Consider the following 26,457-nt stretch of genomic DNA (forward strand, 5'->3'; position numbering starts at 1 on the left):
GGCCGGGGTCGGCGCCGGTCCAGGCGGCGGTCAGGGCCGCTTCGATGGCGGTCACAGGAAGGGGGGTGGGTCCAGGACCAGGCCCTCCGGACCGGTCAGGGGGTTGGCTGCGGGGGCCCAGGCGCGGGATTGCTGGGCTTCGCGCCAGCGGGGCAGGCCCAGGTAGCGGAAGGCGGCTGGGGCGTTGGGGACCAGGCCGGTTGCCGCTACGCGCAGGACTCGCCAGGGGGTTTCCGCCACGTCGGGGGTGGTGAGGTCGACGGTGGCCACTCGGCAGCCTTGGGCGCGCAGGCTTTGCTGGAGATCGGGGAGGGTGCCGGTGGGGAGGTCCGCGGCGGCGATCTCGGTGGTGGGGTTGGTGAAGCGCGGGAGCAGGGACTCCTGGGTTCTGGGGTCCAGCCAGATCTGGGGTTGGGCGCCCAGGTCGCGGACTCGGGCGAAGTGGGGGCCCGCTGCGTCGCGGTAGCTGCGGTCGGGGCGGTGGTCCAGGTAGAGGCCCTTGGCCAGGATGCCCGCTTTGATCGTGTCGAAGACCCAGCCGTCGGGCTCCAGCAGGCCCAGGGTGAAGACCCAGGTGTGGATGGCTTCCATGGCGGCCTTGGCGCAGGCCTCGGCTGGGTCTAGCCGCGCCGCGCCGCCGCCGGCCACGATGCCGGTCTCCTCGTCGATGGCGACCGCGGCGACGCAGGCGACCGGATGTTCGGTGGGCAGTTCGACCAGGTGGATCTTCAGGCGGGTGCCGGTGAGGTCGGCGCGCAGGCCGGGGACCGAGTCCAGCGCGATGCCGCGGCTGGGGGCGCCCAGGTGCCACCAGAGTTCCAGGGCGTCGCGTTCCAGCAGTTCCAGCAGGCCCCGGCGGAAGGCGTCGGGGGCGTCCGCGCCGGTGGCGATGCCCGCGTAGTTGAGGTGGTGCAGGCGGGGTTCGCGCTTGCGCTCGCCGGTGAAGTAGTTCAGGTAGACCCAGGAGGCGGGCAGCCAGCAGGGTTCGCCGTCCTCCTCGCCCCTGGTCCACAACAGCTCCGTGTCGGCGGTGAACTCCTGGTACGGGAAGCCGGGTTCGCGGTGCTGCCACGGGGCGAAGAAGGGCAGGTCGGCCGGGCCGAAGTGGCGGTGGCCCTCGGCGGCCAGGACAGCCGCGGTGGTGCGGCGGAGGCGGGGGTCGTCCAGCGGGGGCAGGCGGTTGCCGCAGTAGCGTTCGACCGCCTCGCCGAGGGCCGCGACCCTGGCGCCCTCGACGTCGCCGAAGGTGGTGCCCAGGCTGACCCGGTCGGCGGGCCAGGCGCCGAGCCTGCGGGCGTCGGACACCTCGGCGGTGACGCCGCGGTACCGGTGCGGCAGGCCGGGCACCGGGGTCACGTCGACGAACCGGCGGACGATGCCGGTCAGCGGGTCGACCATGGTCTCCGGCGACAGGCTCACCGGACCACCTCCTCGATCAGGTTCGCCGCGGGCACCGCGTCGGCGGCCGCGGCCCAGGGCAGGGTGAGTTCGGCGTGCAGCACCTCGCGGCGGCTGGGGTGCAGCTCGACCGCGTCGACCGGGTCTGCCCCGGTGTGCGGGTTGCGGGCGTGCCGGGGCCAGTGGTGCCCGGCGATCTCCAGGCGCAGCCGGGTTCCTGGCGGCAGTTCGACGCCGAGTGGGCCCAGTTCGGCGGTGCGCTCGACCGGATGGCCGGGTGGGGCGGTGTCGCGGAAGATCGTGTGCGCGAGCTGACGTTGATCGTCCACTGTGGACAGTCGGAGCAGCCAGTCGTTGTCGGGGGTGTCCGCGCGCAGCCGCAGGCGGACGCCGATCCGACCGCGCAGCACGCCGCCGGGCAGGGGGGCGGAGTGCAGCAGGGCGCGGTCGGGGCGGTTGGCGTCGGGGGCGAGGTCGGCGGCGGGCTCGCGGGAGGGGAACGGGTGGGCCGGGTCGGCGGTGAAGACGCCGCGGACCACGGAGAGGGGGCAGGCGGGGCCGGTGTCGGCGGGCCAGCGGGACCAGTGGTCGCCGGTGGCGATCCAGGCCGCGGCACCGGTGAGAGCGGGGCGAGTGGCACCGGTGAGAGCGGGGGCGGCGAGCGCGGCGAGGGCGGCTTGGGCGAAGGCCAGGTACAGAGCGCCGATGCGTTTGCCTGCCAGGGCCGCTCCGGGGGCGTGGGCGTCCAGCAGGTGGCCCCAGGGGCCCAGGACCAGGCGGGAGGGGCCGCCCCAGGTGGCAGCCAGCTCGGCGGTGTCGGCGGCGAAGGGGTCGTGCACGCCGCCTACCGCGAGCAGGGGGACCTGACATTCACGGAGGGCGGGCCAGAGCGCGCCGCGGCGGGGGGCGGCCCAGAGGTCGGACCAGCCTGGTTGGTCGACCAGGTCGCGGATGGGGAGGTGGGTGAGGTCGAGCTGGGCTGGGGGGCGGGGTTGCGGGGTGCCGCCGTGTTCGGACCACCAACCGGCGCGGCAGGCCAGGCGGGCCGCGCCGCCGGGGTCGCGGGCGGTTTCGCCGGGCCCCATGGCGGGGACGGCGGCGATCACCGCGGCCACCGGGGCGGTGCCGGCCGCGGCGGTGGCCAGTGCGCAGTACGCGCCGTAGGACGCGCCGGTGAGGATGACCCGGCCGTCGCAGAAGTCCTGGGCGTGCACCCAGTCGAGGACCGCGGCGCCGTCGGACGCCTCGTGCACGTACGGGCGGAACTGGCCGCCGGAGGCGAATCTGCCCCGGGTATCCACGGTTACGCAGGCGAAACCTCGTTTCGCCCAACTTTTCGCCTCGGCGTGGTTTAGCCGCTGGTCGTAGGGGGAACGAAGAAGTACCACCGGCGACCGTTCACGCTCGGGAGAGCGGAAGACGGTGGCAGCGAGGGGTACCTCGTCCGCGGCGGGGACGAGGTACCCCTCTACTTCTGCGCTCACGACGCGCAGTCCGGGACGCGAAGCACCGGGTGGTCGGTGATCGCGGCGGTGTCCAGGTCGAGCACGCGCAGCCGTCGGTTGGCGGGCAGTTCGGTGGTCACCAGGGAGCCGGCCGGGCGGGTTGGCTGCGCGCAGGCCCAGCCGCGGAGGTCGAGGGCGGCGGCGGAGAGCACCAGGGTCAGGTCGGCCACGTCGAAGTGTTCCGCGCCGGTGATCGCCTCGTGTTGCGCCCAGTAGGCGGCCAGGTGCTGGTGGCCGGAGCCGGCGGCGGCCAGGCGGCGCAGCCGGACGTCGCGGTGGCGGACGTCGGCCGGGCCGGCGGCCACCGGTTCCAGGATCGCGTGCCTGCCCTCGCGGCTGATCCGCTGCCAGGCGATGCCACGGGCCGGCAGCTCGTCCAGCTCGGTCCACCACTGCGGGGCCGGGCCGTCGTGCAGGGCGCAGACCGCGGCCAGGCCGTCCAGCGCGTCCGCGGTGACCAGGCGCGGGTCGGCGCCGTGCGCGCGGAGCAGGTCGAGGTAGGGCTTGGCCAGCTCTTCGGTGGCCAGCACGCCGACCGCGGCGCGTTCTGCGGGCCAGGCGCGGCGGCGGCCGAGGAACCCGGCCTCGGCGAAGGCGGAGAGCTCTGGCGGGGCCTGCGCACCGGTGGTCAGGGTGGCGCGGACGGCGGTGAGGGTCTCCGGCGGCAGCGCGATGTCGAGCACCTCGCCCTCTGGCGAGCGCAGCGCGGTCCGGTCCTCGGGCAGGCCGAACAGCACGGCACCCGGTGTCAGCTGACTCATGCGCACCTCCGGGACAGACGGTGGCCCGCCGCACCCCGGGGCACGGCGGGCCACCTTGTCAGGTCAGACCGAAATCAGTCCTGGTCGGCGAACGGGTTCTCGACCAGGGCGTTGCTGTGGCTAGCCGAGTTGTGCGGCAGCTCGCGCTCGGTCTCGACGCGCACGAACACCTTGTCCATCTCGTACCTCCTCAGATGACGGTTGACCTTCAACCTCCTCATGCCTATCACAAATGAAAGTCATTACCAATAGTGTTAGTGTGCTCGGGTGACGAACGTCGTAGCCCTTCGGCGGGACCCGGACTTCCGCCGGTACCTCGCCGCCCGGGTGATTTCCGTGGCCGGTTCGCGGGTGACCCTGGTCGCGCTGCCGATCTTGGTGTACCAGCTGACCGGTTCGGCGGCCTGGAGCGCGGCCATGGCGGCCGCGGAGACGCTGCCCTACCTGCTGTTCGGCCTGTTCGCGGGCGTGCTGGCGGACCGGCTGGACCGGCGCGGGCTGATGGTGGCCGCGGACCTGCTCAACGCGGCCCTGCTGGTCAGCATCCCGGTCACCTGGGCACTCGGCGGCCTCACCGTGGAGCACGTGGTGGTGGCCGGGTTCCTGTCCCAGACGCTGTTCGTGGTCTTCGACGCGGCCAACTTCGGCGCGCTGCCCACCCTGGTCGGCAAGGACCGGACCACCTCGGCCTACGCCACCGTGTCCGGGATGACCACGGTGGTGGAGATGGTGGTGCCGCCGCTGGCCACGCTGGCCGTCACGCTGCTCTCCCCCGCGCCCATGCTGACCGTGGACGTGCTCAGCTACGCCATCTCGGCCCTGTTGCTGCGCGCCATCGTGCGCCCGCTGTCCGCGCCGGACCGGGCCGGGCGGCCGCGCTCGCTGGCCGACATCCGGACCGACGTGCGCGGCGGGCTGACCTTCCTGTGGCGTCACCCGACCGTGCGCACGCTGACCCTGGTCGGCGCCACCCATTCGGCCGCGGGCGGGGCCTGGGTGGCGATGCTGCTGCCGTGGGCGGACCGCTCGCTCGGCGTGCCGCCCAGCGGGGATCCCCGGCTGGCCGTGCTGACCAGCTGCTGGGGCGTGGGCGCGCTGCTGGCGGCCAAGCTGGTGCCGACACTCAGCCGCAGGCTCGGCCCGGCACGGCTGGCCCTGCGCGCGCTGCCCGCCTCGCTGCTGTGCGGGCTGCTGGTGGTGTTCAGCTCGCACTGGCTGCTCGGCGCGGTGGCCGCGGTCGCCTGGGGCACCGCCTACACCACGGTGGTGATCAACGCGATCACCTTCCGGCAGCAGGTCACCCCGGATGAGCTGCAGGGCCGGGTGAACACCACGGCGCGGATGCTCTCCTACGGCCTCGGCCAGCCGCTGGGCGCGACGCTGGCCGGGGTGGTCGCGGTGGCGGCGAGCCCGAGTGCCGGACTCGCCGCCGCGGTCGGCGTGCTCGCCGTGGGCGTGGTGCTGGCCTGGTGCTCGCCGCTGCGCGCCGAGGCCAGGCCGGAGCGGATCTACAGCACCGTGTCGTAGGCGCAGGCCGGGCGGCCGGTCCGCTCGTCCCGCCAGACCCGCCCGCGCACGCCGAAGACCTCGGCCAGCAGTCCGGCGTCGACCACCTCGGCGGCCGGGCCGTCGGCGTGCACCGCCCCGTCCCGCAGTGCGACCACCCGGTCGGCGAAGCGGGCCGCCTGGGCCAGGTCGTGCAGCACGGTGACCACGGTCAGCCCGCGTTCGGCGCGCAGCCTGGCCACCAGCTCCAGCACCTCCAGCTGGTGCCGGACGTCCAGGTAGGTGGTCGGCTCGTCCAGCAGCAGCACCGGCGCGTCCTGGGCCAGTGCCAGGGCCAGCCGGACCCGCTGGCGCTCGCCGCCGGAGAGCCGGTCCACCGCGGCGTCGGCGTACTCGGTCACCCCGGTCTCGGCCAGCGCCCTGCGCACCTGCTCGTCATCGCCGGTGCGCAGCATGCCCAGCGGGCCGCGCACGGCGTAGCGGCCCTGCCGGACCAGCTGGCGCACGGTCAGTCCCGGCACCGAGGGCATGGCCTGCGGCAGCACCGCGATCCGGCGGGCGATCTCCCTGCGGGACAAGGAGTCCAGCCCGTCCGCGCCCAGGCGCACCGTGCCCGCGTCCGGGGTGTGCAGCCCGGCCAGCACGCGCAGCAGGGTGCTCTTGCCGCAGCCATTGCGGCCCACCAGCGCGAGCCACTCCCCTTCCGCCACCTGTATGTCCACAGTGGACAGAACAGTGCGCGGCCCGAACCGGACGGTGATGCCGGTGCCAGTGATCATTTCAGTCCCTCCCCGCCAGCGCGCTGGAGAACCGGCGCGCGACCACGATCAACACCACCGCGCCGGCCAGCGCGGTCACCGCACCCACCGGCACCCCGATCCGCTGGCTGCCCGAGGCCGGGACCAGCAGGGTCACCGCCTGGGCCAGGAAGTCCGCCCCGCACACGCAGGCCGCGCCGGCGATCCCGGCCGAGGGCAGCAGCAGCCGGTGCTCGGCCCCGGTGAGCAGCCGCGCGGCGTGCGGGGCGAGCAGTCCGACGAAGGCCACCGCGCCCACCGCGGCCACCGAGGCCGCGGTGGCCAGCACCGCGCCGAGCAGCGCGAGCATCCGCCACGGCGGCACCGCGAGGCCGACCGCCTTGGCGTGGTCGTCGTCCACCGCGAGCAGGTCCAGCGCGGGCGCCACCAGCGCGAGCACCAGCGTGACCAGCAGCAGCCACGGCCACAGCGCGTGCCAGTGCTCCCAGGTCCGCCCGTTGAGCGAGCCGACCAGCCAGCGCGCGGCCGCGCCGGCCAGCTGCGGCCGGGCGGTGAGCAGCACCAGGGACAGCCCGGCCAGCACCGCGGAGACCAGCACGCCGAGCACCACCAGCCGCAGCGGGTCGGCCCCGGCCCGCGAGGCGATCAGCCACAGCGCGGCGCCGCCGAGCACGCCGCCCATGATGGCCGCCGCGGTGAGCCCGGCCGCGGTGCCTGCCAGGCCGAACACGGTGGCGGCCACCGCGCCGAGCACCGCGCCGGAACCGACCCCGGTGACCTCGGGCGAGGCCATCGGGTTGCGCAGCACGGCCTGCAGCACCACGCCGCCCAGGCCCAGGCAGGCGCCGGTGCCCAGGGCGACCAGCATCCGGGGCAGGCGGAGCTCGCCGACGATGGTCAGGTTCAGCTCGCTGCCCGCGCCGAAGAGGGCGAACAGCGCGTCCAGCGGGCCGACCGAGGTGCCCACGGAGAGCTGGGCCACCGCGGCGACCGCGAGCGCGAGCAGCAGCAGTGGGACGGCCAGTCGCCGGGTCATCCGAGCACCTCCGCGCGACGACGGAACAGCAGCAGCGTGCCCAGCACCACCGCGACCACCGCGGTCAGGCCGCCCACCGGCAGCTCGACCGGGTAGAGCACGGTGCGCGCCAGCAGGTCGGCCAGCACCACCAGCAACGCACCGAAGACCGCCGACCAGGCCAGCCACACCCTGGCGCCCGCGGTCGGCCGCAGTCGCCTGGCCAGCTGCGGGCCGAGGAAGCCGACCCAGGCGATCGGGCCAGCCGGGCCGACCGCCACCGCGACCAGCGCGCAGGCCAGCACCAGCACCGCCAGCCGGGCCCGGCCCGCGCGCAGGCCGAGCGCGGAGGCGGTGTCATCGCCCAGCCGGAGCAGGCCGAGCGCGGGCACCGCGAGCAGCGCCAGCGGCAGCGCGGCGAGCAGGCCGGGCGCGGCGAAGGCCACCGTGTCCCAGGTGGTGCCGGTCAGCGAGCCCAGCAGGTAGCGGAACAACACGCCCTGCTCGCGGGAGTCCGACAGGGACAGCCCGGTGAACAGGACCGCTTGCAGCGCCGCGCTCACCGCGGCCCCGATCAGCAGCACCGCGGCCGGGCCGACCGCCCTGCGTGCGGCGAGCAGGGTGAGCAGGCCGCCGGTCACCGCGCCGAGCAGCGCGGGGACCAGCGGCGCGCCCGGCACCGGCACCGCCCAGACCACGGTGATGGCCACCGCGGCCGAGGCCCCGCTGGAGACACCGAGCAGCTCCGGCACGGCCAGCGGGTTACGCAGCGACTCCTGCAACAGCAGCCCGGCCGCGCCCAGCGCCGCGCCCGCGCACAGCGCGAGCAGCAGCCTGGGCGCGCGCAGCAGCACGACCACCGCGTGTTCCAGTCCGGTCTCGGCGGCGAAGGCCGCGGGCAGCCGGTTGACCCCGACCAGCGGGGTGCCCAGGCACAGCGTGGCCGTGGCCGCCACCAGCAAGGCCAGCACCGCGAGCAGGGGCGCGAGCTGCCTGCTCACGCCGCGGGCGCCGCGGACACCTTGGCCATCGCCTCGTCGATGATCGCGCCGAGGCTGCGGGTGCCCCGGCCGGAGCCCCAGAGCTTGGGCACGACCTCGTGCACCTGACCGGACTGCACGGCCTTCACCTGCTTCCACACCGGGTTCGCGGCGAGCTGTTCGGACAGCTTCTTGTCAGTGGAGGCGAAGATCAAGGAGTAGACGAAGACCACGGTCGGCTGCTTCGCCAGGATCTCCTCCACGCTGTAGATGTTCGCGGTCTCCACGTTGCCGCCCTTGGCCGGGAACGGGTAGCCGAAGAGCTGGCCGAGCAGCTTGCCGTTGATCGAGTCGGCGGTGTCCACGCCGATGGAGTCGGCGCTGCCGAACATCAGCAGCACGGTCTGCTTGTTCAGGCCCTTCTGCTCGCTGGTCTCGATCGCCTGCGCGAGCTTGGTGCGGAACTTCTTCTCCGCGGCCACGGCCTGCTCGGTGCGGCCGGTGAGCGCGCCCAGGTTGCGCAGGTAGCCGACGGACTGCTCCCAGCTGCTCGGGTTGACCGTCCACAGTGGAGCGTTGAACTTCTGCACCGCGGGCCGGAGTCCGTCGTGCACACCGGAAAGTCCGATCACCAGGTCCGGCTTGAGCGCGCCGATCGCCTCGGCGTCCTCCTGGCCGAAGCTGCCGGGCACGACCGGCACCTGCTTGCCCGCCTCACCGGCCAGCTGGGGCAGGGTCAGCAGCACCGCGTTGGAGGTGCCCGCCGGTTTCAGTCCGAGTTCGGTGAGCGCGTCGTCACACAATCCGGTGAGGCAGACGATCCGCTCCGGGACCTTGGGCAGGGTCACGTTCTGTCCGGCCGGATCGGTCACGCTGAGCGAGGGCGCCAGCGGTGCGGCGTTGACCTCGACGGCCGCCCCGGTGGCCGCGGCGGGGGTCGTGGGAGCGGTTGCGGGTGGCGCCGCGGTGCACGCGGAAACTACGGCTGCCGAGGCCGTGACCAGGCTGAGCAGGCCGATCTTGGTGCGCGACGGACGCACAGGACACCTCCGGGTGGGGATGGGACCGAAGAAGACGATAACGGTTTTCATCTTGCCTGGAGCAGGTCACCTGGAAGCCGTGGGGACCGTCACGATCGCCTAACGCCACGCATGGTGAAATCGCGCACCGCGACCGCGCTATGACCGACCGGAGGCCAAGCACGGAATGTCGCGCCGGTACCCTCACTTTCGTGTCCAGCAGCACTGTCGAAAATCCAGCGGTGTCCACTGCCCGCGCGTACCGCAGCTGGGGCCGGGCCTTCGCAGACCTGCGCGCCGGATGGAACCAGCGTTCGCTCTGGGGCCATCTCGGCTGGCAGGACATCAAGCAGGGCTACCGGCGCTCGGTGCTCGGTCCACTGTGGATCACCATCAGCACCGGCGTGATGGCGCTGGCGATGGGCATCCTGTTCTCGGCCATCCAGAACGCGCCGATCCAGTTCTTCCTGCCGTACGTCACCGTCGGCCTGGTCTGCTGGACGTTCATCGCGAACTGCGTGAACGAGGGCGCGAACGTCTTCATCGCCAACGAGGGCCTGATCAAGCAGCTGCCCTCGCCGCTGACCACCCACGTGTTCCGGCTGGTGTGGCGCCAGGTGCTGCTGTTCGCGCACAACTTCCTGATCTACTTCATCATGCTGGCGATCTTCCCGCAGGACCTGAAGTGGACCGTGCTGTACGCGATCCCGGCCTTCGCGCTGATCGTGCTCAACGGCGGCTGGGTCGCACTGCTCACCGGCATCATCAGCACCCGGTTCCGGGACATCCCGCCGATCATCGGCAGTGTCGTGCTGCTGCTGTTCTACATGACCCCGATCGTGTGGGACTTCAACATCCTGGCCAACCACCAGAACCAGCTGGTCAGGGAGCGCGCCTACCTGGCCGAGTTCAACCCGTTCCTGCACTTCATCGAGATCATCCGGCGGCCGCTGCTGGGCCAGGACCAGCTCTTCCACCACTGGCTGGTCGTCGGCATCATCACCGTGGTCGGCTGGGGCGCGGCGCTCGTCATGCTGCGCAACTACCGTGCCCGCGTGTCCTACTGGGTGTAAGGGGGCTGAATTCCCATGGTCAGCATCGAGGTACAGAACGCCTGGGTCGAGTTCCCCATCTTCGACGCCAAGACGCGCTCGCTGAAGAAGGCCGTGCTCGGCAAGGCAGGCGGCAAGATCGGCACCGAGAGCAAGGTGCCGGTGATCGAGGCGCTGCGGGATGTCTCCATCTCGCTCCAGCACGGTGACCGGGTCGCGCTGGTCGGACACAACGGCGCGGGCAAGTCCACCCTGCTGCGGCTGCTCTCCGGCATCTACGAGCCGACCAGGGGCACCTCCAGGATCATCGGCAAGGTCGCGCCCGTGTTCGACCTCGGCGTCGGCATGGACCCGGAGATCTCCGGCTACGACAACATCATCATCCGCGGGCTGTTCCTGGGCATGACCCGCAAGCAGATGGAAGCCCGCATCGACGACATCGCCGAGTTCAGCGAGCTGGGCAACTACCTGTCGATGCCGCTGCGGACCTACTCCACCGGTATGCGGGTGCGCCTCGCGCTCGGCGTGGTGACCTCGATCGACCCGGAGATCCTGCTGCTGGACGAGGGCATCGGCGCGGTCGACGCGGCCTTCCTGGACAAGGCGCGGGACCGGCTCAACGACCTGGTCAAGCGGTCCGGCATGCTGGTGTTCGCCTCGCACTCCGACGAGTTCCTCAAGAGCCTGTGCAGCACCGCGATCTGGGTGGACCACGGGCAGGTCAAGGCGCACGGCGCGCTGCGCGAGGTGCTGACGCAGTACAAGGGCAGGGACCCGTTCGCCAATGACGACGAGCACGCTTCGGTGGGAGCTGGTGGCACGCCATGACTGATCGGGCTGGGTCGAAGGCACCAGAGGGCAAGGTCATCGCGGTGGTGGTCACCTGCCGCAGGCGCGAACTGCTCGCGGACTCGCTGAAGGTGATCGCGGCCCAGACCCGGCAGCCGGACCACCTGGTGGTCGTGGACAACGGGCTGGACCAGCCGGCGCGGGACGTGGTCGAGGCCTGCCCGCTGCCCACCACCTACCTGCTCTCCGAGCGCAACCTCGGCGGCGCGGGCGGCTTCGCGCTGGGCATGCTGCACGCGCTGGCCATGGGCGCGGACTGGGTGTGGCTGGGCGACGACGACGGCAGGCCTGCCGACGACACCGTGCTGGAGGTGCTGCTGGATGAGGCCAAGCGCCGCAAGCTGGCCGCGGTCAGCCCGGTCGTGGTCAACATCGAGCGCCCGGACACCCTGGCCTTCCCGCTGCGCCGCGGCCTGACCTGGAAGCGCCGCCGCGAGGAGCTGAGCACCCCGGACAGCCCGGACTTCCTGCCCGGCATCGCCTCCTTCTTCAACGGCGCGCTGTTCCGCGCCTCCACCCTGGACGTGGTGGGCGTGCCGGACTACCGGCTGTTCTTCCGCGGCGACGAGGTGGAGATCCACCGCAGGGTGGTGCGCAGCGGCCTGCGCTTCGGCACCACGCTGAGGGTGGCCTATGCGCACCCGGACGGCTCCGCGGAGTTCAAGCCGATGCTGGGCGGCCGCTTCCACGCCCAGGACCCCGGCGACCCGATCAAGCGCTACTACACCTACCGCAACCGCGGCTACCTGTTGTCCCAGCCGGGCATGCGCAAGCTGGGGCTGCTGGAGGCGATCCGCTTCGGGCTGTACTTCCTGGGCCAGAAGAAGGACCCGAAGGCGTTCGCGGAGTGGGTGAAGCTCGTGCTGCAGGGGCGCAGGGAGAAGTTCTTCCGCAAGTAGACGCTCCCAGTCCGAAGTCTCTCGTTCGCCCGTAGCGGATCCGCTACGGGCGAACTTGCGTTGTGGCGCAAGGGTTTTGCTGATGACCTTGGGGCCATGGCACAGAAACGAGCACTCATCCTGCACATCGCCGGCGTTGGTGAGCCGGTCAGGGTCGCGCTGACCGACGAGGTGGCCGAGGACCTCGGGCCGCGGTTGCGGCGTCATCTGGAGACCGCGAGCACCCAGGTGGTGGCGACCGAGGACGGCGGGGAGTTCGTCATCAACTTCGCGCATGTGGCGACGGCGCATATCGGACCGGTGAACGCGCCGGGTGGGTTGTACGGAAAGGCGCCGGCGGCCGGGGCCAAGGAGACCGCGCTGACGCCCTGATCGGGTCTGTGCGTAACCGCTTCGGCGCGGAGTGTAATCTCCGGCCCGATGTCCGTTCGCCGATCTCCGCACCGCCAGTTGCCCGGCCTGTTGAGCCGGGTGGCGGTGGCGCTTGCGCCGAAGGTCACCGAGGCGTTGCTCCGGGTGGACCTGCCGGAGGCCAGTGCGGAGCAGCGCGCGGCGGCCGTGGCGCACGTGCGTGGGGCGGTGCTGGGCATGCCGGATCTGCTCCGCTGCGGGGTGGCTGTGGCGGCGGTGGGCTACCTGGTGGCGCGGCGGGTGCTGGGGCCTCGGGTGGACCGGTTGAACCTGCCGGTGGTGGCCGAGTTCGTGCGGCTGACCAGGGGGCTGGGGCTGGCCGGGGCGGTTGAGCGGGAGCGCCGGTGAGCCGGGTGTGGGATGCCCTGGTCATCGGGACCGGGCCGGGTGGGGCGGTCACCGCGCGGGCGCTGGCCGAGGCCGGGTTGCGGGTGCTCGCGGTCGAGGAGGGTGAGTGGACCGAGCCGGGCTCGGTGCCGCCGTTCTCGCTGGAGCAGATGCGGCGGCAGTACCGGGGTGGCGGGCTGACCGCGGCGCTGGGGCGGCCGTCGGTGGCCTACACCGAGGGGCGCGGGGTCGGCGGCGGGTCCGAGGTGAACTCGGGGCTGTACCACCGGCCGTCGGCTGACCTGCTGGCCGGCTGGTCGCGGGACTGGCGGATCGACGGGCTGGACGTGCCCGAGCTGTCCCCGCACAGCGACCTGGTGGAGAAGGAGCTCTCCGTCTCGACCCTGCCGTGGGCGCTGCCCGCCTCCTCCCAGGTGCTCGCCCGAGGGGCGGACGCGTTGGGCTGGCGGGGTTTCGAGGTGCCCAGGTGGGCGGTCTGCGAGCAGCGCGACGGGCAGCGGCGGGTGCGCAGGCAGACCATGTCGGTCACCTACTGGCCGAGGGCCATCGCGGCCGGGGCCGAGCTGCGGCAGCAGAGCAGGGTGCTGCGGCTGGAGCTGGCCGGGCCGCGTGCGGTGGCCGCGGTGGTGCAGGACTTGGCCAGCGGGCGCACCGAGCGGGTGGTCTTCGAGCACGTTTTCGTGTGCGCGGGCGCGATCCAGACGCCCGCGCTCTTGCAGCGTTCGGGGCTGCGGCGCAACATCGGCGGCAACCTGTCCGTGCACCCCACGGTGAAGGTGACCGCCGAGTTCGACGAGCCGGTCAACGACGGTGACGTGCCGGTCTACCAGGTCAAGGAGTTCGGCTCGGCGCTGTCCTTCGGCGGCTCGGCCTCCCGGCCCTCGCTGCTGGCGCTGGCGCTGAGCGAGAACTGGCCGGCCTTCGGTCCGGCGCTGACCCGCTGGGAGCGGCTGTTCGTCTACTACGCGGCGATCCAGAGCATCGGGCGCGGGCGGGTGCTGGCCGTGCCCGGCTTCACCGACCCGCTGGTCACCTACCGGCTCACCCGCGGGGACCACGAGCTGTTGCGCACCGGGCTGGCCCGGCTGATGCACCTGCTGCTGGCCGCGGGCGCCAGCGTGCTGTACCCGTCCTTCCGGGGCGCGCCGGTGGTGGCCAACCCCGCGGGCATCGCCGCCGCGACCGCGGCCATGACCCCGGCCCGCGCCAGCCTGATGACCGTGCACCTGTGCGGGACGGTGCCGATGGGCGAGGACCTCGCCCGCTGCGGCGCCGACTCCTTCGGCCGGCTGCACGGCACGGTGAACGTGCACGTCAACGACGCCTCGCTGCTGCCGTCAGCGCCCGGCGTCAACCCTCAGGGCACCATCATGGCGGTCGCCGCGCGGAACGTGCAGCACTTCCTCGCCGGCCGCCTCGACTCCAGAAGGCCTCTATGTCCGACCTCGTTCCACCAGCTGAGCTGACCGTGCTGACCGGGGCCAGCGGCTGGTTCGGCCGCGCCTACCTGGCCCACCTCAAGGACACCACCGACCGCCGGGTGCGGGTGCTGGTCCCCGTCGCGGCCGACGTGCCGGGCGTGCTCGACGTGCACCCCGGGGCGGCGGTGCACGTCGGGGACATCGCCGACGCGGAGGTGACCCGTCGCCTGCTCGCCGGGGCCGAGGGCGCCGACGTGGTGCACGCGGCCGGGGTGATCCACCCGCGCCGCACCAGCGAGTTCACCAGGGTCAACGTGCTCGGCACCCAGGCGCTGCTGGCCGCGGCGCGCGGCGCCGGGGTGCGCAGGCTGACGCACATCTCCTCGAACTCGCCGTTCGGGGTGAACCCGCGCACCGACGAGGTGTTCCGGCACACCGAGCCGTACCGGCCCTACCTGGGCTACGGCGAGTCCAAGATGCACGCCGAGATCGCGGTGCTCAGCGCCAACGGCGACGGCCTGGAGACCACCGTGGTGCGGCCGCCGTGGTTCTACGGCGAGTGGCAGCCCGCGCGGCAGAGCACCTTCTTCAGCCTGTGCAGGCACGGCCGGTTCCCACTGCTCGGCGACGGGTCGATGCGCCGCTCGATGACCTACGTGGGCAACCTGATCCAGGGTGTTGAGCTGGCCTCCCGGCACGTGAAGGCGCCCGGCAACGGCTACTGGGTGGCCGATGAGCGGCCCTACACCATGCGCGAGGTGGTGGACACCGTGCGGCGGGTGCTGCGCGAGGAGGGCTACGCGATCTCCAAGCGGCAGCTGCGTTTCCCGCTCGTGCTCGGCGAGCTGGCCGAGCGCGCGGACCGGCTGTTGCAGGGCCGTGGCCGGTACAGCCAGGAGCTGCACGTGCTCGGCGAGCTGGACAAGACCATCGCCTGCGACATCGCCACCACCACCGCCGACCTGGGCTACCGGCCCTCGGTCGCGCTGGCCGAGGGCATGCGGCGCAGCATCCGCTGGTGCCGTTCTCGCGGCATCGACCTGTAGGGGCTGTGTCGGACGTGTCGCACGCGATAGCCGCGCCGAGGCGGCCCTTGGCGGCACGGCCGGACCACCCGAATACGCCCGGTATGAGGGCGGCCCGGCCGCACCGCCAAGGGCCGCCTCGATCACGACTCTCACGCGCAACACGTCCGACACAGCCCCTAGGAGAACTTCCGTGGCACAGACCGCCCTGGTGACCGGCGGGTCGGGGTACTTCGGCTCGCTGCTGGTGCGCAGGCTGCGCGAGCGCGGCGATGACGTGCGGGTGCTCGACCTCAACGACGCGGACGACCGGCCGGCCGAGGTGGACTTCGTGCGCGGGGACATCCGCGACGCCAACGCGGTGGAGCACGCCTGCGAGGACGTGGACGTGGTCTACCACAACGTGGCCCAGGTCCCGCTGGCTCGCGACGCCGGGCTGTTCGAGTCGGTGAACGTGGGCGGCACCGAGACCCTGCTGCGCGGCTGCGCGGACGCCGGGGTGCGCAAGGTCGTCTACACCTCCTCCTCGGCGGTTTTTGGTGTGCCGCAAGAGAATCCGGTGTTCCCGGACACCCAGCCGCGGCCGGCGGAGGAGTACGGGCGGGCCAAGCACGCCGGTGAGCTGCTGTGCCGGGCCGCGGTGAGCAGGGGCCTGGACGTCTCGATCGTGCGGCCGCGGACCATCCTCGGACACGGGCGGCTGGGCATCTTCGGCATCCTGTTCGACTGGATCGCCGACGGCGCGGACGTCTTCGTCTTCGGCAGCGGCGACAACGTCTACCAGTTCGTGCACGCCAACGACCTGGCCGAAGCTTGTGCGCTGGCCGGGAAGCGGGCCGGTCCGGCTACCTACAACATCGGCGCGCGGGAGTTCGGCACCATGCGGGCGGCGCTGGAGAACCTGTGCGCGCACGCGGGCACCGGCTCGAAGGTGCGCTCGCTGCCGGTGGGTCCGGCGGCGCTGGGCATGCGGGCCTCGGCCAAGCTGGGGCTGACCCCGTTCGGGCCGTACCACTGGATCATGTACTCCAAGTCGCTGTGGTTCGACACCTCGGCGGCCGAGCGGGACCTGGGCTGGCGGGCCGAGTACTCCACGGACGCGATGTTCGCCGACTCCTACGACTGGTTCCTGGCCAACCGGGGCGCGCTGGCCGGGACACAAGCCTCGCACCACCGGTCCCCGGCCAAGCAGGGCGCGCTGACCCTGCTCAAGAAGATCATGCGGTGATGGCCCGGCGCTGGCCGCTGCTGCTGGCTCTGCTCGCGGTGCTGACCGGGCTGGCGCTGCCGCTGCTGCCGGTGCGGGTGGCCGATCCGGTGGTGAGCTGGCCGAAGCCGGGCGCGCCTGCGGAGTCCACGGTGGCGCTGTTCCTGCCGTACCGGCCGCTGCGGGTGGAGCTGACCGTGTCCTGCGCGGTGCTCAACCAGCCGAAGCAGACCACCGTGTTCGCCACCTCCCGGCCCCAGGACGCGGATGCCAGGTTGACCGGCCTGTATGTGTCCACTGTGGACGGTTGGGTGCAGGTGTCGGCCAACGGGCGCGAGGTCTTCGGCGGGCCGGTCGGCGGGTCCGGGTGCCAGTACCGGGTGAGCGCGGCGGACGGGCGGATCGCGGTGCGCCGGGACGGTCTGGAGCTGGCCGCGGTGGCCGGGCCGGTGCCGCAGGTGGCCGCGTTCGCCACCGAGCTGCCGCCCGCGCTGGCCACCGGGCGGATCGAGGTCATCGCGCACGCCGACGCCCGGTTCCAGGCCAGTCCGACGCTGGTGAAGTACCTGCTGCTCGGGCTGTCCGCGCTGCTCGCGCTGGGCTGCGCGGCGCTGCTGGCGCTGCGGTTCCGGCAGCGGCGGCCGAGGTCCTGGCCGAAGCCCCGCCTGCCGGACCTGGTGGTGCCGGCGGTGCTCGCGGGCTGGGCGATGGTCGGGCCGATGACCACCGACGACGGCTTCTACGTGTGGATGGCGCGCAACACCGCCAACCTGGGCTACGTCGGCAACTACTACCACTGGTTCAACGTGCCCGAGGCGCCTTTCGGCACGCTGCAACGGTTCTTCGCGGAGTGGAGCGCGATCTCGACGCACCCGCTGTGGCTGCGCGCGCCCTCGGTGCTGGCCGGGGTGCTGAGCTTCTGGCTGCTGCGCGGGATCCTGCGCCGGATCAGGGTCGCCGCGCCCGCGGTGCACGCGCCCGGCTGGCTGCTGGCCGCGGCCTTCCTGTGCTGGTGGCTGCCGCTGGACCTGGGGGTGCGGCCGGAGCCGCAGATCGCGCTGGCCACCGCGCTCACCGGCTATGCCGCGGTGCGCGCCCGGCTGGACCAGGCGCCCGCCTGGCTGGCCGGTGCGGCGCTGGTCGGCGGGGTCGCGGTGACCATCACGCCGAGTGGGCTGCTGGCGCTGGTGCCGCCGCTGCTGGCGCTGCCCTCGGTGCTGCGCGGGCTGCCCGGGACCGCCGAGCGGGTCACGCTGTGCGCGCTGCTGGTGGGCGCGGGGTCGATCGCGCTGCCGCTGGTGTTCGCCGACCTCAGCCTGGGCGGGTTGCTGGAGGCCACCGCGGTGCACGGCTGGTACGGCGCGCATTCGCCCTGGTACCTGGAGATCCAGCGGTACCAGGCGCTGCTTGGCGGGCTCGGCGAGCAGGGCGGTGTGCTGCGCCGGGTGCCGGTGCTGCTCGGCATCGCCGCGCTGGTGCTCATCGCGGTGCTGCGCACCCGGTACCGCGGCAGCGCGCTGGCCGGGGCGGCCACCTGGCCCTACGTCTGGCTGGCACTGGGTTTTGGCGTGCTGGCGCTCTCGCCGTCGAAGTGGACCCAGCACTTCGGCGCGCTCGCGGTCTTCGGCGCGCTCGCGCTGGCCTGCGCGTTCGGCAGCCTGCCCCGGCTGCTAGCCGAGGCCCGTGCGGGCTGGCTGCTGCGGCTGGGCTCGCTGGCGCTGGTGGTGCTGCTGCTCGGGGTGGCCTGGCACGGGCCGAACTGGTGGTGGTCCTACTCCGACCGCGGCATGCCGTTCCGGCACGTGGAGCTCTTCGGCGGGGTGCTGGGCAGTCCGGTGCTGCTGCTGGCGGTCGGGCTGCTGGCCGGGCTGCTGATGGCCCGGCGGTGGCGGGCCGCGCTCGGCTGGGCGGCCGCCGGGCTGGCCCAGGTGTCGATGGTGTTCGCGGTGCTGCTGGCGATCGGGCTGTTCACCTTCACCGCGGTGCGCGAGCCGTGGTCGCTGCGCTCGGCCTGCGGCATCGGGGACGCGATCAGGGTGCGCACCGACCGGGAGCCGATGCGCGCGGAGGAAAAGCCCGCGGTGCAAGGATTTCTGCCCGGTTCCGGGTTTCCCGGCGAGTCTTCGCCGCCGCCCAGGACCGGGCCGGTGTGGGGCAGCTTCGCCGACCTGGACCGCGGCACCGGGCGGCTGAGCACCGGCTGGCACACCGCCGAGGTCGCGCCGGGTGACGTGCTGGTGGTGTCCGCGGCCGGGCTGACCGGGCGGGGCAACGAGCTGCGCGCCGAGGTCGAGCTGCCTGGCTCGGCGCCGGTCTCGGTGCGGCTGGACGACGAGCTGGACCGCCCGGAGTGGCGGGACTTCGTGCTGGGCACCGCGAACAGTCCCGGCACGGCCAGGGTGCGGGTGCTGGCGGTGGACGGCAGCGTGGGCCGGGGCGGTTGGCTCGCGGTGTCCGCGCCCGGCCGGGAGCACACCCACCCGCTGGCCGCCGACACCGGCGCGGACGACGGGCCGACGCTGGTGGACTGGCCGATCTCCTTCGCCCTGCCCTGCGCCCGGCCGCCGGTGCTGGCCAACGGCCTGGCCGAGCCGCCGGCCAGGGTCCTGCTGGCGGAGCAGGACTACGCGGACATGGCCGCGATCACCAGGGACCCGCGGTGGGGCGGGGCGTATGCGAACCTGCTCTCCGTCGCCGGGTACCGAGGGGTGTCCACCCACCTGCCGGGGCGGCCGTGGGGGCGGTTCGCCGACCTGGCCTACGACTACCGGCTGGACGGGCACGCGGTGCGCGTCGAGCACCGGATGCGGCCCGGCTGGTGGCGCGGGCCGGGCATCGCGAACGAGGACTACTCCGGCCGCACCGACCCGAACAGGGCCCCGAGATGAACACCCGTGCCGTGCTCGCCCTTGCCCTCAGCACTGTCCTTTGTGGACTCGCGCTGCCGTTCGCGCCGGTGGTGGTGAACGATCCGGTGCTCAGCTGGCCCAAGGAGCCGGACCGGCCGGAGTCCAGCCTCGCCCTGCTGGTGCCGTACCGGCCGCTGAGCCTGGACGTCCGGCTGCCCTGCGCGACGCTGCGCCAGCCCAAGCCGGACACCGTGGTCTTCGCCAGCCACCGGCCCGATGACGCGCACGGGGCGGCGCGCGGGCTGACCGTGCTGGCCGGGGCCGGGTCGGTGCGGATCAGCTCGGACGGGCTGGCGCTGCACCAGGGCGCGGCCCCCGCTGGGGACTGCGTGCTGCGGATCAGGGCCGGCACCGGCGAGACCGTGGTGGAGCTCGACGGCGACCGGCTGGCCGCCGCGCACCGGGACCCGCCGCAGCTCAGCGCGTTCGCCACCACGCTGACCCCGGCCGCCGCACGCGGGATGACCGCGGTGGCGCACACCGACGCCCGGTTCGAGAGCAGCCCGGCGCTGCTGAAGACGCTGCTGCTGGGCACCCAGGTGCTACTGCTCGGCGGTTGTCTGTTCCTGTTGTGGCGCAATGACTCCCGGCGGCGCAGGCGCTGGCTGCCCCGGCGGCCGGGCTGGCTGGACGGGGTGATGCTCGCCGTGCTCGGCGGTTGGGCGGTGGCCGGGCCGATGACCGACGACGACGGCTTCTACGCGGCGATGGCGCGGGCCGCGGCGGACACCGGGTACGTGGGCAACTACTACCACTGGTTCAACGTCACCGAGGCCCCGTTCAGCCTGCTGCAACAGCTGCTCACGCCGTGGGTGCTGATCAGCCAGGCGCCGCTGTGGCTGCGGCTGCCCTCGCTGCTGGCCTGCTTCGGCACCTGGCTGGTGCTCAGCCGCGGGGTGCTGCCCAGGCTGACCGGGGCGCAGCCGCGGATCCTGACCGCGGCGGTGCTGCTGTGCTGGCTGCTGCCGTTTGGCATCGGCGTGCGGCCGGAGCCGTGGGTGGCGCTGGGTTCGGCCTCGGTGCTCGCGCTGGTGCTGCGCGGGCTGGCGCACGGCCGGGTGTTCCCGCTGGGCGTGGCCGCCGCGCTGGCCGGGCTGTGCGCGGCGATCACGCCGAGCGGGCTGATCGCGTTCACCCCGTTCCTGGGACTGGCCCGGCCGTTGAGCCGGTTGCTGCGCGCCAAGCGGGGCGCGCTGCTGGTGCTGGCCTGCGCGAGCACCGGGCTGACCGCGGTGTTCGCCGACACCAGCCTGGGCGCGGTGCTGGAGGCGACCAGGGTGCACAGCGAGATCGGCCCCGCGCTGCACTGGTACGAGGAGATCGTCCGGTACTTCTTCCTGCTGGACGAGGGCAGCATGGGGTCCTTCGCCCGGCGGCTGCCGGTGCTGCTGGCGCTCGGGCTGCTCCTGCTGCTGCCGGTGCTGCGGCTGCGCATCCGCAACCGGGGCGAGGGGCTGCCGCCGCTGACCGCCGCGGTCGGCCCGGCGATCGCGCTGGCCGCCGGGATCGGCCTGCTGTGGCTGGCGCCGTCGAAGTGGACGCACCACTTCGGCTCGCTGACCGCACTGGCCACCCTGGTCACCGCGCTGGTGCTGGCCGAGCTGCCCGCCGCGCTGCGGCTGGCCGGGTACACCTGGCGCGGCGGGCTGGCACTGACCGCGGCCAGCGCGGTGCTGGTCGCGCTGGCGCTGGCCGGGCCGAACACCTGGTACGGCTACTCGCAGTTCGGGGTGGACCCCAAGCTGCCCTCGATCCTGGCGAACCCGTTGCTGTGGCTGGCGATCGGCCTCGGCCTGGCCTGGCTCTGGCGCGACCTGCTGCCCGCGCCACGGCTGGTCCTGGTGCTGGGCCTGGCCACCAGCCTGCTGCTCACCATCGGCACGGTGGCGCTGTCGACCTGGCGGCTGCGCGACTCCTGGTCCATGGCCGGGGAGAACGTCCGGCACGTGATCGGCCGCAGCTGCGGGATGGCCGACGAGGTCAGCACCCTGGCCTACCAGCGGCTGGTCCCGCAGGGCACGGCCCCCTCCCCTGGCGGCGCGCCGAACCCGCCGCCGGAGGACCAGCCGGTGTGGGGCACCTTCGGCAGGCTGGGCGGTCCGGGCCACGAGTGGTTCACCGGCGAGGTCATCACCCCCTGGTTCGCGCTGCCCGCACTCGGGCCGGGCCAGGACATCTCGGTGCAGCTGGCAGGCAAGCTCACCGGCGGCAACAACGCGTCCGTCCACTTCGGACACCAGGGCCAGGTGCTCGCCGAACAGACCCTCACCGACGTGCTGGACAGCCCGGACTGGCGCGAGTCCGGCCTGAACCCGCCGCCGGGCGCCACCCAGGTCCGGGTCCGGCTGCGGGACGGCTCGGTCGGCGCGGGCGGCTGGCTGGCCGGCACCGCCCCCCGCCTGCGCAGCGCACACCCGCTGCTGGCCCTGCTCGGCCAGGACCGCCCGGTGATGATCGACTGGCAGCTGTCCCTGGCCTTCCCCTGCCTGCGCGCGGCCAAGATCAGCCACGGCCTCACCGAAGCCCCGGAGTACGTGCTGGTCCCCCGCATCCGCGACCGCTGCAAGCGCTACGGCGCCGCCTGCCTACCCTTCGGCGTCCCCGGCATCGCCCGCGAGGAACCCCAGGGCGGCTCGTTCCTACCGGCCCACCAGGCCGCCGCGGCCCGTCCGGAGCTGCCCACCCGGTTCGCCGGGCTGCCGGAGCGGAGCAGGCGGATGGGCGATGACTGGGGGGCGTTGATCCGGTACGAGTACCCGTTCGGCGGGGATGGGTACCGGCTGGAGCTGCGGGAACGGTCGATGGGCGGGTGGGAGTGGGGGTGGCGGCAGCCGATCGTGCCGTCGGTGGAGAAGCAGCGTGAGGAGCACGCGAACCGTTAGCTCCAGATGGTGCTGATGGGGGCGGCGGTGATGCGGTCGCCCATGGGGAAGATGTGCGGGCCGGTGTGCAGGACGACGCCGTGCACGAACTTCTCGCCGAGCTGGTCGCGCAGCCAGGTCAGGTGCTGGGCGTCGTCGGTCTTCGGCGCCGCGGTGGCCTTGATCTCGATGCCGATCACCCGGTGTGCGCCCAGCTCCACGAGCAGGTCCACCTCGTGCCTGCCGCCCTGGTCCCGGAGGTGGTAGAGCTTCGGGTCGTGCTCGCTCAGCGGTAGCTCGGCGCGGAGCTGGGCGAAGACGAAGGTGTCCAGGAACCGGCCGAGCAGGTCGCCGTCCCGGAGCAGGCCTTCCTCGTCCAGGCCCAGCGCCGCGGCGAGCAGGCCGGGGTCGAGCACGTACCGCTTGGGTCCGCGGACCAGTCGCTTCAGGCGGTTGGAGTGCCAGGCCGGCAGAGCCGTGACCACGAACAGGTTGGTCAGCAAACGCTCGTACGCCTCGCCGGTCTTCCGGTTCAGCCCCGCGGTGTCCAGCAGCGTCTGCTCGGTGACCAGACCGGCGGTGTTCAGCGCGTAGGCCTCGAAGTACCGGCTGAGCCGGGCCGGGTCGCGCAGCACGTCGACCTGGGCCAGGTCCCTGGTGAACAGCTGGTCGAGATAGCTGCGGGCCCACCGTCTGCGGCCTCGTTCGCTCAGGTGCAGGGCGGCCTCCGGGAACCCGCCCTGCAACGCCACTCGCAGGTAGGCGCGCAGGTCGACCCGGGTGGCCGGGGTGCTCAGCCCGGCCGCGCCCTCGGCGGCGACGCGGTCGATGAACGGGGGCCTGGTCAGATCCGCGCCGAGCAGTTCCCGGATGGTCAGGCCGGACATGTCGACCCGCAGCAGGCGGCCGGTGCCCGGCCAGGTCTGCTGTTCCAGGTCGGCGTGCACCGAGCCGGTGACGATGAACCGGCCGGGCCTGCGTTCGGTGTCGACCGCCCGTTTGACCGCACCCAGCACCACTTCTACGCAGGGGTCAGTACCGGTTCTATGCAGCTGCCAGTACCGCTTTCACGCATGGGTGGGTGCTGTTCTCATGCGGGGTCAGCTCAGGTAGACCGCGATCGAGAGGGTGGCCAGCCAGCACAGGCCGAGGGCTTGCAGGGGGCGGTCGGAGAGGATCAGGTGTTCTGGGGCGCCGGCGTTGGCGCTGTCCACGTCGACGGCGTAGCGGAGCACGGCCATCACGAACGGGATCATGGAGAGCACGGCCCAGACCGAGTGCGAGCGTTCGCGGATCTCGAAGGCCCACAGGCCGTAGGTCATGATCAGGACGGTGGCCGAGCTGCCCCAGACGAAGCGCAGGTAGGACGTGGAGTAGCGGTCCAGGCTGCGGCGGATGCGGGCGCCGGTGCGTTCGGTGTAGCGGAGCTCGGCGTAGCGCTTGCCCGCGACCATGAACAGCGAACCGAAGGCCGCGGCCAGCAGGAACCACTGGGACAGCACGATGCCTGCCGCGGCGCCGCCCGCGATGGCGCGCAGCAGGAAGCCGGAGGCGACGATGCACAGGTCGATCACCGGCTGGTGCTTGAGCGCGAGGCAGTAGCCGAACTGCACGGCCAGGTAGACCGCGACCACGGCGGCCAGGTCCAGGCTGGCCACGGTTGCGGTGGCCAGCGCGCCGGTGAGCAGCACCGCGGCCAGGGCGAGGGCCAGCCGGGGCGGCACGATGCCGGCGGCGATCGGGCGGTGGCACTTCACCGGGTGGGCGCGGTCGGCTTCCACGTCCCGGACGTCGTTGACCAGGTAGATCGTCGAGCCGGCCAGGCAGAAGGCGGCGAAGGCGATACCCGCGGCGGCCAGCACCCTGGGGTCGCCGACCGTGCCGCTGGCGAACGGGGCGGCCAGCACCAGCACGTTCTTCACCCACTGGCGCGGGCGCACCGCGCGGGCCAGGCCGCGCAGCTGGACGCCGACGCCGAGGCTGGGCGCCGGAGCGATCGCCGAGGCGGTCACCGGAGCAGTCCCATGGCCGAGCGCACGCCTGCGCCGACCGCGGCGCCGAGGGCGGCGCCGGCCAGCACGTCGCTCGGGTAGTGCACGCCGAGCACCAGCCTGCTCAGCGCCATCGGCGGCACCACCGCGGAGAGCAGCACCGGAGTGGCGTGCCTGCCCGCCAGGCCGCCGAGCAGGACCGCAGCGGCGGTGGAGCTGGTGGCGTGCGCGGACGGGAAGCTCAGCGTGCTGGGGGTGGCGGCGCGGACCTCGACGTCCGGGTGGTCCGGGCGCGGGCGGCGGACCGCGCGCTTGACCGCGATGGAGGCCGCGTGCGCCAGCGCCACCCCGGCGGTGGCGGCCAGCCACTGCCGCCTGCGGCCGCGGTCCAGCGCCGCGCCCGCCGCGCCGAGCGCCAGCCAGCCCGCGGCGTGCTCGCCGAAGAGCGAGAGCGCCTTGGCCGAGCCGATCGCCCGCCGGTCCGCCATGACGCGCTGGATGCTTTGCAGGGCAAGGAGTTCCAGCCTCATCGCTGGCCGCCGAAGGCCCGCTGCCACGCCTCGTGCGCGGTCAGGTCCGGCAGCGCGCGGCGGAAGTCCTTGCGGCTGCGCGGGAACTCGCGCAGCAGCCGCAGGTGGTTGGCCAGCGCGCGGCTGAGCAGCCGCCAGAAGACCCTGGGGTCGCGCTTGCGGAAGGCCACTCCCCGGCCGTCCGCGGTGGCCACGGTCGCGCCGTCCAGCCTGGCCAGCAGGAACCAGCGGGCGTCCTGGGCCGGGATGTTGAGCTGCGGGCGGAGCAGGTGTTTGGTGTTGGTGGGCAACACGTTGTGCACCAGCGCGGAGAGCAGGGTGCGCGCGATGGTGAGCGGGTTGCCCGGCGGGCGCAGGAACCGCTCGGCCTTCACCGCGTCCATCGAGGGCAGCGGCAGCCGCCTGGCCGAGGGCAGCACCCGGCCGTCGTCGTACTCGGCGCGCTGCTCGCGGATCTCGCCGAGCGCGGTGGGCAGCTTGCGGAACAGCGACTTCGGCCCGTCCAGGAAGTCCCGGATCGCCATGTCCTGCAAGGCGACCGTGGAGTACTCCAGGGACAGCAGGTGCTTGAGCGTGCTGCGCAGGCTGTGCCGGACCAGCTCGCCGCCGCGCGGGTGCGGGCTGTACAGCGCGGCCGCGACCAGCCGGTTGCGCAGGTGGAAGTAGGCCTGCCAGTCGGTGGAGTCGTCCTTGTCCGACCACGGCATGTGCCAGATCGCCACCCCGGGCAGGGTCGCGGTCGGATAGCCGGCCCGCCCGGCGCGCAGCCCGAACTCCGCGTCGTCCCACTTGATGAACAGCGGCAGCGGCAGCCCGATCTTCTCCACCACCTGCCGCGGGATCAGGCACATCCACCAGCCGTTGTAGTCCACGTCGATGCGCCGGTGCAGGATGGGCGCCTCGCGCAGCGACTCCTTGGCGAAGTCGTGGTCGTAGGTCACGTTCGGCGCGGCCCGCCACATGAACTTGCGCCGGTCCACCACCTCGCCCATGGAGTGCAGGTGCGAGCGGGCCTGCAGGTTGAGCATCTGCCCGCCGACCAGGGTCGGGCGCTCGGCGTAGCGGGCGAAGGCCAGCGCGCGCAGGATCGAGTCCGGCTCGATCACGATGTCGTCGTCCATCAGCAGGATCTGCTCGCAGTCGGTGCCGCGCACCGCCTCGTGCATCACCCTGGCGAACCCGCCGGAGCCGCCGAGGTTCGGCTGGTCGTGCACCCGCAGCCGCTCGCCCAGACGGGCCGCCGCGACCTCAAAACCGTTGGCGTCACTGACTTTCCGGTTGCCCTGGTCGGCCACGATGACCGCCTGCACCGCGGCCAGTACCAGCGGGTCGGCGCCGATCGCGGCCAGCGCGCCGACGCAGTCGTCCGGCCGGTTGAAGGTGCAGATGCCGATGGCCACCGAGCCGGGCCGCAGCGGCGCGGCGGCCGCGTGCCAGCTCGCCGCGAGCAGGGTGACCTCGTGCTCCTCCTCGGTGGTGATGTCGAACCAGTACCAGCCGCCGTCCTCGAACGGGGCCAGGTCCAACGTGAAGCACAGGTCAGAGCGCTTGCCACCTTCCCTGACCTCGCCGCCCACGTGGATCTGGGTGCCGTCGGCCTTGGAGCGGTACAGGTCCACCCGGCAGTCGCCGTCCACGCTCAGCCGCAGCTCGACCTGCTCCAGCGTGGTCCACCGCCGCCAGTAGCTGGCCGGGAAGGCGTTGAAGTAGGTGGCGAAGGAGACCTCGGACTGCTCGGGGATGCGCAACGCGGTGCGGGACAACGGTTTCGCCCGGCGCTGGTTGGTCCGGTCCTCATCGACGTAGAGCGCGCGCACGTCCAGCGGGTCGCCGGGCCGGGGCAGGATGATCCGCTGCAGCAACGTTGCCTGGGGCGCGGTCGGCTGCTGGGGCAGGCTCACGGACTGCTCCGTGGTCGAGCTGGACATCGTGGGGGACCTCGTCTGGGAGCGGGGGCGCGGGCAGTTTCCTCGCGCGGCACAGAAAAACCCAAGAGGGGACGGCGCATTCGC

General features: G+C 73.1%; 23 protein-coding genes. 11 read left to right on the forward strand and 12 right to left on the reverse strand.

Features of this window, described 5'->3' with window-relative positions; translation table 11 throughout:
* Window positions 1–51: 51 nt before the first annotated feature.
* The 4 genes from M8C13_RS37750 to amiA form a co-directional block, all read right to left on the reverse strand.
* Window positions 52–1,419 carry a YcaO-like family protein gene (locus M8C13_RS37750; RefSeq protein ID WP_308202899.1) on the reverse strand — a complete coding sequence of 456 codons (1,368 nt, stop codon included), beginning with the start codon at window positions 1,417–1,419 and terminating at the stop codon, window positions 52–54.
* The gene (locus M8C13_RS37755; protein ID WP_308202900.1) at window positions 1,416–2,882 is read right to left on the reverse strand and encodes a CocE/NonD family hydrolase; all 1,467 of its coding nucleotides are present in this window, start codon (window positions 2,880–2,882) and stop codon (window positions 1,416–1,418) included. The genes M8C13_RS37750 and M8C13_RS37755 overlap by 4 nt, the downstream gene beginning before the upstream one ends.
* Window positions 2,879–3,664, reverse strand: a complete 786-nt coding sequence (locus M8C13_RS37760; protein WP_252485603.1) for a hypothetical protein — start codon at window positions 3,662–3,664, stop codon at window positions 2,879–2,881. The genes M8C13_RS37755 and M8C13_RS37760 overlap by 4 nt, the downstream gene beginning before the upstream one ends.
* A gap of 74 nt (window positions 3,665–3,738) precedes the next feature.
* Window positions 3,739–3,843: a streptamidine family RiPP gene (gene amiA / locus M8C13_RS37765; RefSeq protein ID WP_252485604.1), complete on the reverse strand. Its 105-nt coding sequence runs from the start codon at window positions 3,841–3,843 to the stop codon at window positions 3,739–3,741.
* 88 nt (window positions 3,844–3,931) lie between these two features.
* Here amiA and M8C13_RS37770 point away from each other — a divergent pair, with 88 nt between their 5' ends.
* Window positions 3,932–5,191, forward strand: a complete 1,260-nt coding sequence (locus M8C13_RS37770) for an MFS transporter (protein ID WP_252485605.1) — start codon at window positions 3,932–3,934, stop codon at window positions 5,189–5,191.
* On the opposite strand, the gene M8C13_RS37775 is transcribed toward M8C13_RS37770, so the two are convergent.
* Genes M8C13_RS37775 through M8C13_RS37790 form a run of 4 tightly spaced genes read right to left on the reverse strand, consistent with a single transcriptional unit; the run spans window position 5,173 to window position 8,963 of the window.
* Entirely contained in the window at window positions 5,173–5,949 is a 777-nt protein-coding gene (locus M8C13_RS37775) for an ABC transporter ATP-binding protein (RefSeq protein ID WP_252485606.1), read from the reverse strand. The genes M8C13_RS37770 and M8C13_RS37775 overlap by 19 nt on opposite strands.
* Window position 5,950: 1 nt before the next feature.
* Complete coding sequence (locus M8C13_RS37780) at window positions 5,951–6,964, reverse strand: iron ABC transporter permease (protein ID WP_252485607.1); 1,014 nt, start codon at window positions 6,962–6,964, stop codon at window positions 5,951–5,953.
* Window positions 6,961–7,944: an iron ABC transporter permease gene (locus tag M8C13_RS37785; protein WP_252485608.1), complete on the reverse strand. Its 984-nt coding sequence runs from the start codon at window positions 7,942–7,944 to the stop codon at window positions 6,961–6,963. The genes M8C13_RS37780 and M8C13_RS37785 overlap by 4 nt, the downstream gene beginning before the upstream one ends.
* On the reverse strand, window positions 7,941–8,963 hold the full coding sequence (locus M8C13_RS37790) for an ABC transporter substrate-binding protein (protein WP_252485609.1): 1,023 nt from the start codon (window positions 8,961–8,963) through the stop codon (window positions 7,941–7,943). Before M8C13_RS37790 ends, M8C13_RS37785 begins: the two co-directional genes overlap by 4 nt.
* Before the next feature lie 191 nt (window positions 8,964–9,154).
* Between M8C13_RS37790 and M8C13_RS37795 the strand changes: the two genes are divergently transcribed.
* The 10 genes from M8C13_RS37795 to M8C13_RS37840 all read left to right on the forward strand — a co-directional run bounded on the left by M8C13_RS37795 (window position 9,155) and on the right by M8C13_RS37840 (window position 21,945).
* Complete coding sequence (locus M8C13_RS37795) at window positions 9,155–10,015, forward strand: ABC transporter permease (protein ID WP_252485610.1); 861 nt, start codon at window positions 9,155–9,157, stop codon at window positions 10,013–10,015.
* Between the two features lie 15 nt (window positions 10,016–10,030).
* On the forward strand, window positions 10,031–10,822 hold the full coding sequence (locus M8C13_RS37800; RefSeq protein WP_252485611.1) for an ABC transporter ATP-binding protein: 792 nt from the start codon (window positions 10,031–10,033) through the stop codon (window positions 10,820–10,822).
* Window positions 10,819–11,742, forward strand: coding sequence for a glycosyltransferase (locus tag M8C13_RS37805; RefSeq protein ID WP_252485612.1), 924 nt, complete (start codon window positions 10,819–10,821; stop codon window positions 11,740–11,742). The genes M8C13_RS37800 and M8C13_RS37805 overlap by 4 nt, the downstream gene beginning before the upstream one ends.
* A 96-nt stretch (window positions 11,743–11,838) precedes the next feature.
* Complete coding sequence (locus tag M8C13_RS37810) at window positions 11,839–12,114, forward strand: hypothetical protein (protein WP_252485613.1); 276 nt, start codon at window positions 11,839–11,841, stop codon at window positions 12,112–12,114.
* A gap of 48 nt (window positions 12,115–12,162) precedes the next feature.
* Window positions 12,163–12,501, forward strand: coding sequence for a hypothetical protein (locus M8C13_RS37815; RefSeq protein WP_252485614.1), 339 nt, complete (start codon window positions 12,163–12,165; stop codon window positions 12,499–12,501).
* Entirely contained in the window at window positions 12,498–13,967 is a 1,470-nt protein-coding gene (locus tag M8C13_RS37820) for a GMC family oxidoreductase N-terminal domain-containing protein (RefSeq protein ID WP_252485615.1), read from the forward strand. Before M8C13_RS37815 ends, M8C13_RS37820 begins: the two co-directional genes overlap by 4 nt.
* Entirely contained in the window at window positions 13,937–14,968 is a 1,032-nt protein-coding gene (locus M8C13_RS37825) for an NAD(P)-dependent oxidoreductase (RefSeq protein ID WP_252485616.1), read from the forward strand. The genes M8C13_RS37820 and M8C13_RS37825 overlap by 31 nt, the downstream gene beginning before the upstream one ends.
* Window positions 14,969–15,140: 172 nt before the next feature.
* The gene (locus M8C13_RS37830) at window positions 15,141–16,175 is read left to right on the forward strand and encodes an NAD-dependent epimerase/dehydratase family protein (RefSeq protein ID WP_252485617.1); all 1,035 of its coding nucleotides are present in this window, start codon (window positions 15,141–15,143) and stop codon (window positions 16,173–16,175) included.
* Window positions 16,175–19,042 carry an arabinosyltransferase domain-containing protein gene (locus M8C13_RS37835; protein WP_252485618.1) on the forward strand — a complete coding sequence of 956 codons (2,868 nt, stop codon included), beginning with the start codon at window positions 16,175–16,177 and terminating at the stop codon, window positions 19,040–19,042. The genes M8C13_RS37830 and M8C13_RS37835 overlap by 1 nt, the downstream gene beginning before the upstream one ends.
* Entirely contained in the window at window positions 19,039–21,945 is a 2,907-nt protein-coding gene (locus tag M8C13_RS37840; RefSeq protein ID WP_252485619.1) for an arabinosyltransferase domain-containing protein, read from the forward strand. Before M8C13_RS37835 ends, M8C13_RS37840 begins: the two co-directional genes overlap by 4 nt.
* On the opposite strand, the gene M8C13_RS37845 is transcribed toward M8C13_RS37840, so the two are convergent.
* The 4 genes from M8C13_RS37845 to M8C13_RS37860 all read right to left on the reverse strand — a co-directional run bounded on the left by M8C13_RS37845 (window position 21,942) and on the right by M8C13_RS37860 (window position 26,346).
* Window positions 21,942–22,940 (reverse strand): ATP-binding protein, encoded by a 999-nt coding sequence (locus tag M8C13_RS37845; RefSeq protein WP_252485620.1) that lies wholly within the window; start codon window positions 22,938–22,940, stop codon window positions 21,942–21,944. The two genes, M8C13_RS37840 and M8C13_RS37845, sit on opposite strands and share 4 nt — an antisense overlap.
* Before the next feature lie 84 nt (window positions 22,941–23,024).
* On the reverse strand, window positions 23,025–23,936 hold the full coding sequence (locus M8C13_RS37850; protein WP_252485621.1) for a decaprenyl-phosphate phosphoribosyltransferase: 912 nt from the start codon (window positions 23,934–23,936) through the stop codon (window positions 23,025–23,027).
* Window positions 23,933–24,445 carry a phosphatase PAP2 family protein gene (locus tag M8C13_RS37855; protein WP_308202901.1) on the reverse strand — a complete coding sequence of 171 codons (513 nt, stop codon included), beginning with the start codon at window positions 24,443–24,445 and terminating at the stop codon, window positions 23,933–23,935. Before M8C13_RS37855 ends, M8C13_RS37850 begins: the two co-directional genes overlap by 4 nt.
* Window positions 24,442–26,346 (reverse strand): glycosyltransferase, encoded by a 1,905-nt coding sequence (locus M8C13_RS37860; protein WP_308202902.1) that lies wholly within the window; start codon window positions 26,344–26,346, stop codon window positions 24,442–24,444. Before M8C13_RS37860 ends, M8C13_RS37855 begins: the two co-directional genes overlap by 4 nt.
* Between the last annotated feature and the right edge of the window lie 111 nt (window positions 26,347–26,457).

Origin of the sequence: Crossiella sp. SN42 (assembly GCF_023897065.1) — a bacterium.
In the GTDB taxonomy this organism is placed as follows: domain Bacteria; phylum Actinomycetota; class Actinomycetes; order Mycobacteriales; family Pseudonocardiaceae; genus Crossiella.

Coding starts and splice junctions, on each gene's coding strand:
- M8C13_RS37760 (WP_252485603.1), bottom strand. CDS start 3,664: ATGAGTCAGCTGACACCGGGTGCCGTGCTGTTCGGCCTGCCCGAGGAC.
- M8C13_RS37775 (WP_252485606.1), bottom strand. CDS start 5,949: ATGATCACTGGCACCGGCATCACCGTCCGGTTCGGGCCGCGCACTGTT.
- M8C13_RS37835 (WP_252485618.1), top strand. CDS start 16,175: ATGGCCCGGCGCTGGCCGCTGCTGCTGGCTCTGCTCGCGGTGCTGACC.
- M8C13_RS37800 (WP_252485611.1), top strand. CDS start 10,031: ATGGTCAGCATCGAGGTACAGAACGCCTGGGTCGAGTTCCCCATCTTC.
- M8C13_RS37840 (WP_252485619.1), top strand. CDS start 19,039: ATGAACACCCGTGCCGTGCTCGCCCTTGCCCTCAGCACTGTCCTTTGT.
- M8C13_RS37855 (WP_308202901.1), bottom strand. CDS start 24,445: ATGAGGCTGGAACTCCTTGCCCTGCAAAGCATCCAGCGCGTCATGGCG.
- M8C13_RS37815 (WP_252485614.1), top strand. CDS start 12,163: ATGTCCGTTCGCCGATCTCCGCACCGCCAGTTGCCCGGCCTGTTGAGC.
- M8C13_RS37810 (WP_252485613.1), top strand. CDS start 11,839: ATGGCACAGAAACGAGCACTCATCCTGCACATCGCCGGCGTTGGTGAG.
- amiA (WP_252485604.1), bottom strand. CDS start 3,843: ATGGACAAGGTGTTCGTGCGCGTCGAGACCGAGCGCGAGCTGCCGCAC.
- M8C13_RS37825 (WP_252485616.1), top strand. CDS start 13,937: ATGTCCGACCTCGTTCCACCAGCTGAGCTGACCGTGCTGACCGGGGCC.
- M8C13_RS37780 (WP_252485607.1), bottom strand. CDS start 6,964: ATGACCCGGCGACTGGCCGTCCCACTGCTGCTGCTCGCGCTCGCGGTC.
- M8C13_RS37805 (WP_252485612.1), top strand. CDS start 10,819: ATGACTGATCGGGCTGGGTCGAAGGCACCAGAGGGCAAGGTCATCGCG.